Origin of the sequence: Planktotalea sp. (assembly GCF_039984035.1) — a bacterium.
Classification (GTDB): domain Bacteria; phylum Pseudomonadota; class Alphaproteobacteria; order Rhodobacterales; family Rhodobacteraceae; genus Planktotalea.
Map to the genome: position 1 here is coordinate 1 of NZ_JBDWVM010000398.1, position 5101 is coordinate 5101.

Here is a 5101-nt window from a genome sequence, read left to right on the forward strand (position 1 = left end):
GCGCGCAGACAGCGGTGATGACGACCTCGCGTCCAGCACGTGCGGCTAAAAGGGCGGCCTGTTGACGGACAATTTTGACAACGCCCGTACCGACCGTTCCCAGACCTGCAATTCCAAGTCGCAATGGCGAAGTTTGGCTCATCTGGGATCTCCTAAAACGAATAAGATGTTTGTGTTGCACTGCCTTTAGCTTTCAGGGGCGGCGGGTGCAACGGCGCAATGTGCGCTTTTGATCAACTCTTGCGCTACTCAGGCTCTGTTGGCGCAGTTATGCCGCCCTCAAGGCGTTTGCGCAGCTCTTCATCGATTTCTGGGTCGGCCACGAGTTTCTCGTCGCGCTTTTTGCGCAGGGCCTCCAGACGTTCGAGAAGCGGATCGCTGTCCGCGCCACTTGGCGTTGCGAGCAGATCATCGCGCCGCGTGGTCAGCGTATCCTGCAGCTCGTCCGTGATGGTGGGTTCGGGTTCTTCGAGCAGCTCATCGAGCGGGACAAGATCGGGGTAGGGGGTGGTGCGATCAAACTCTGCCTCAGATACCTCTAATTCCGGAAAGTCGGCGCAACCACCCAAGGACGCGAGCGCAATGAGAACAAGAAAAGGTGACGAAACACGCATGGCGAAGACCTAAAGAGCTTTCGCCCTTACTGCCGTAGCCCAAGGGGCAAGACAAGGGGGCTTTGGTTTTCGGCGATTTCTGGCTTTTTTTTGAACGATTGTTCAGTTAACGTGACCTTATGGCCAGAACCCAAGGATCACATTCAGACGTCACCGGACCGCGCATTCGCGCTGCGGCGCAATCCCTGTTTGCGCGTCACGGCTATGCGGCGGTGTCGATGCGCCAGATAGCAGCCGAAGTTGGCGTTCAGGCGGGGGCGTTGTACAACTACACGCCCGATAAGCAAACGTTGCTCTTTGATCTGATGAAACAGCACATGGATGATCTTATGGCCGCGCTAGAGGCGCAAGAGCCGTTGAATGATCCATTGGCTGCGCTGGAACGCTTCACGCGCTTTCACATGTCTTTCCACCTTGAGCGCCCTGATGCGGTTTTCATCGCCTATATGGAGTTGCGCAATTTGAGCGAAGATCATTTCGTACAAGTTGAGGCGCTGCGCCAGAGATATGAGGCGGTGCTCGCGGATATTCTGCGCGAGGGCCAAGGCCAAGGCGTCTTTGTGCTCAGCGATGTTGCGGTTGCAACCCGTGCGGTGATTGCGATGTTGACGGGCGTAACCACATGGTATCGTGACAGTGGTGCGCTTAGCCAAAACGAAGTGGAAGAGGTCTATTGGCAAATGGTGCGCGGCGCCGCAGGTGCCAGCCAGGTTTGATCCGGGTGCGTGCAAGAGCACGGCACCTTACGGTGCGCTGATCAAAAGTTCGGTTCAATGGGCGGGTTTGATGAACGTCCCGTTGCGCAGATCTTTGACCGCTTGTTGCAATTCTTCCCGTGTATTCATCACGATAGGCCCATGCCATGCGACAGGTTCTTGCAGCGGTTGCCCCGAGATCAGCAGAAACCGCACGCCTGTTTCGCCTGCTTGAACTGTAACGCTCTCGCTCGCGCCAAACCGTACGAGCGTGCGATTGCCCGACATATCACGGATGTTAACCTCTTCACCGCCCACTTCCTTTTCGAGCAGTACGCCAATTGGGGCAGAGGCATCGACGAAAGCACCACTCCCTTCAAAGACATAGGCGAAAGATCGTCTGTGCTGGCTCAGTTTGAAGGACTTCTTTACGCCTGCAGGCACAAAGATATCGAGGTATTGAGGGTCTGCAGCGATCCCGTCCACGGGACCTGTTTTGCCCCAGAAGGAACCAATGATGACTTTGACCTCGGTGCCATCGTCGTCTTGGATCAGCGGGATTTCCTTGCTTTCCACGTCCTGATAGCGCGGGGTGGTCATTTTAAGCGAAGAGGGCAAGTTCGCCCAAAGCTGAAAGCCGTGCATCTGCCCTTGCGCGTTTCCATGGGGCATTTCCTGATGCATGATGCCAGAGCCTGCGGTCATCCATTGGACATCGCCCGCGCCGAGAGAGCCCGTATTGCCAAGGCTATCAGTGTGCTCAACGCTGCCGTTTAGAACGTAGGTTATGGTTTCGATGCCGCGATGGGGGTGCCACGGGAAGCCTTTTTCGAACTTATCCGGGCTATCACCGCGAAAATCATCAAATAGAAGAAACGGATCAAGCTCTGTCGGGTCCTGAAAGCCGAAAGCGCGATGCAATTGGACACCTGCGCCTTCGAGCGTCGGTGTTGCTTGGGATGTTTCGAAACGTGAACTTACAGACATCTTTTGACCTCATGAATTGTGCTCATGAGATAGGCCGGCCAATCGGTTTGCACAATTGGACGAATTTGCGCGCAAACTGTGCATCCGTGCACACTTGGCTAGCCGCCTGTATGGCTCATGTGGCGCGTGACCTGACCATCCGCTTTTTGGCGTGAATAGTCGAAATCATGCCCCTTTGGCTTTAGCCCGATTGCTTTGTGAATGGCCTCTTGCAGGGGCGCATCATCATTCGGGTTGTTACGCAAAGGCGCACGTAGATCTGCCATGTCTTCTTGACCAAGGCAGAGGTACAGCTCGCCCGTGCAGGTCAGGCGGACGCGATTACAGCTTTCGCAGAAATTATGCGACAGCGGTGTGATAAAGCCGATCTTCTGGCCCGTTTCATCCAGCTGAACATAACGCGCAGGGCCGCCTGTGCGCTCGGATAGTTCGGTCAGGGAATAGTTTTGCGCCAATTGGCGACGCACGTCTTTGAGCGACCAATATTGGCCAACGCGGTCTTCATTGCCGAGATCGCCCATGGGCATAACTTCGATCCACGTGAGCGCAATGTCACGCTCTGCGCACCATTCGGTCATGGTGAACAGCTCGTCCTCGTTGAAATCTTTCAAAGCGACAGCGTTGATCTTGACCTTCAGGCCCGCCGCAAGCGCCGCATCAATGCCTTTCAGAACCTGCGGCAGACGTCCCCAGCGGGTTACACGGGCGAATTTCTCTTCATCGAGCGTATCGAGAGAGACGTTCACACGGCGCACACCAGCGTCATAGAGCGGCTGCGCAAAACGCGCGAGCTGGCTGCCATTGGTGGTTAATGTCAGCTCTTCCAACGCGCCGCTGTCCAAATGACGGCTCATGCTTTGGAAAAATGTCATGATTTCGCGGCGCACCAGCGGTTCCCCGCCTGTGATGCGCAGTTTTTTCACACCCAAATCTACAAAGGTGCTGCACATGCGATCCAGTTCTTCGAGGGTAAGTAGTTCTTTTTTAGGGAGAAACTGCATATTTTCGGTCATGCAATAGACGCAGCGAAAATCGCAACGGTCTGTTACGGAAACACGAAGATAGGTGATCGCGCGGGCGAATGGGTCAATCAAAGGAGCTGTCATGAAGGAAAGCGTAGTGTGCAAGTTCAGCCTCCGCAAGGGGCGCAAAGTCGCGCTTGAACACGATGTTGCGTTCTGGGGGCGAGGGGTTAAACATGGGCACATGAAACGCTTGATGATGATTGCTGCGCTTTTTGCGCTCGGGGCCTGTGCCCAACAACCTGTCGAAACAGAAGTACCTGTTGATGAGGCCACGCTTGGAACAGATCAGACGCGGCCCAAGGCGCGTCCGGCTGGGCTTGGTCGCGTTGTGCCCAAGGCCGCGAAAACAGCGGAAGAATTCGACGTCACGACTGAAGAAGAACGCAAAGCCGCTGCCGCGGTGCCAGTCGAGGGTGGGGAAAAAGCGCTTGGTCTTACGGTGGCCTCGCTGGGCGATCCGACGCAAGCTGGCTTTTGGATCAAAACGCCGTTGGTCAGCGCGCAAACCAGCGGGCGTGTGGTGTACCCGGGAAATGGCAAGTCGGTTCAGGTCGATCTGATTCCCATTGAGGGCGCGGAAACGGCGGGAAGCCGTTTGTCGCTCGCGGCGTTCCGCGTTCTGGAAGCGCCGCTCACTGAATTGCCCGAAGTCGAAGTGTTCTCGGGCGGTTAAGCCTCTGGCGGCAATTTGCGCGTCGCATCCTTGCGCGCGAACGGCTTCAACGTGTCGCCGTGCTCTGCCATGAAGGCGCGCACGCGCGGCGCATCATGTTTGCCAAGCTCACGCAGCCACCAAGAAATGCCCTTTTGGATGAACCATTGGTGATCCGTCGCATAGCGCGCCAGCCAGCCAAGAATACGTTCCCGTGCTTCGATTTCAGCGGGTTTTGGGTGGTTCTGTTTTGTCCATGGTAAAGTGATGACCAATGCCGCACGGCGGGTCCACATGTGATCCGAGGTTGTCCACGCTTCAATCTCATCCAGACGGGAAGGGTCCGCGATCAGGCGTTTCTGGCCAGCCATGCAAGCATGATCCGCAATCGCCCAACTGTCGAAATCAGGTGCCCAGCTTTTGATCAACTCCCATGCGCCCTCATCGGGGCGCAAACGCGCCTGTGTAAGAAGCTTGGAGGCGGCAAGGCGGGCTTCGAAAATGTCCGTATTCCATAGCTCACCGGCGAGACGAACCCGCGTGTCTACGTCCAGCGTTTGACGCCAGCCTTTTGTCAGATCGTTGATGTCAGGATTGGCGAGCCCGAGATATTCGCGCTCCGCCTTGTGGTACTTGGCCATGCCCTCTGCGCGGCCTTCTTGAACAAGGGCGCGCAGAGCGTCTAGCGCTTCATCCAAAGTCATTCGACTGTCACAGACTTCGCGAGGTTACGCGGCTGATCCACGTCCGTGCCTTTGGCGACGGCGGTGTGATAGGCCAGCAATTGAGCCGGTACAGAATAGATGATCGGGCTGATCAGCGGGTGACACTCAGGAATCGCGATCTTGTTCCAAACGTCGCCTGCATCTTCCAAACCTTTGCGATCCGAGATCAGCAGCACTTTACCAGAGCGCGCCATGACTTCCTGCATGTTGGAGATAGACTTGTCATAAAGATCATCAGATGGCGCAAGTACGACGACTGGAACCTTCTTATCGATCAATGCGATGGGGCCGTGCTTAAGTTCGCCTGATGCATAAGCTTCGGCGTGTATATAGCTGATTTCTTTAAGTTTAAGTGCGCCTTCGTGCGCGAGCGGATACATGAGGCCGCGGCCCAAGAAGAGGA

7 protein-coding genes and 1 pseudogene are annotated in these 5101 nt (G+C 55.9%); 2 read left to right on the forward strand and 6 right to left on the reverse strand.

Going from position 1 to position 5101, the window contains the following annotated elements; translation table 11 throughout:
• Both ABJQ89_RS17540 and ABJQ89_RS17545 read right to left on the reverse strand, forming a co-directional pair.
• A pseudogene (locus tag ABJQ89_RS17540) lies at positions 1–142 on the reverse strand (homoserine dehydrogenase); the annotation flags it as partial.
• 103 nt (positions 143–245) lie between these two features.
• Positions 246–614, reverse strand: coding sequence for a hypothetical protein (locus ABJQ89_RS17545; RefSeq protein WP_348497449.1), 369 nt, complete (start codon positions 612–614; stop codon positions 246–248).
• Between the two features lie 119 nt (positions 615–733).
• Between ABJQ89_RS17545 and ABJQ89_RS17550 the strand changes: the two genes are divergently transcribed.
• A complete protein-coding gene (locus ABJQ89_RS17550; RefSeq protein ID WP_348497450.1) occupies positions 734–1330 on the forward strand; it encodes a TetR/AcrR family transcriptional regulator in 597 nt (198 codons plus the stop codon).
• Between the two features lie 54 nt (positions 1331–1384).
• Here the strand turns inward: ABJQ89_RS17550 and ABJQ89_RS17555 are convergent, their stop codons facing one another.
• Together ABJQ89_RS17555 and moaA are read right to left on the reverse strand one after the other, a co-directional pair.
• Positions 1385–2296: a pirin family protein gene (locus ABJQ89_RS17555; protein WP_348497451.1), complete on the reverse strand. Its 912-nt coding sequence runs from the start codon at positions 2294–2296 to the stop codon at positions 1385–1387.
• A 98-nt stretch (positions 2297–2394) separates the two neighbouring features.
• Positions 2395–3402: a GTP 3',8-cyclase MoaA gene (gene moaA / locus ABJQ89_RS17560; protein ID WP_348497452.1), complete on the reverse strand. Its 1008-nt coding sequence runs from the start codon at positions 3400–3402 to the stop codon at positions 2395–2397.
• Between moaA and ABJQ89_RS17565 the strand changes: the two genes are divergently transcribed.
• The gene (locus ABJQ89_RS17565; RefSeq protein WP_348497453.1) at positions 3401–3994 is read left to right on the forward strand and encodes a hypothetical protein; all 594 of its coding nucleotides are present in this window, start codon (positions 3401–3403) and stop codon (positions 3992–3994) included. The genes moaA and ABJQ89_RS17565 overlap by 2 nt on opposite strands.
• On the opposite strand, the gene ABJQ89_RS17570 is transcribed toward ABJQ89_RS17565, so the two are convergent.
• On the reverse strand, positions 3991–4677 hold the full coding sequence (locus tag ABJQ89_RS17570; protein ID WP_348497454.1) for a DNA alkylation repair protein: 687 nt from the start codon (positions 4675–4677) through the stop codon (positions 3991–3993). The two genes, ABJQ89_RS17565 and ABJQ89_RS17570, sit on opposite strands and share 4 nt — an antisense overlap.
• On the reverse strand, positions 4674–5101 hold a 428-nt coding region (locus ABJQ89_RS17575), incomplete at its 5' end, for an SIS domain-containing protein (RefSeq protein ID WP_348497455.1). The genes ABJQ89_RS17575 and ABJQ89_RS17570, both read right to left, overlap by 4 nt.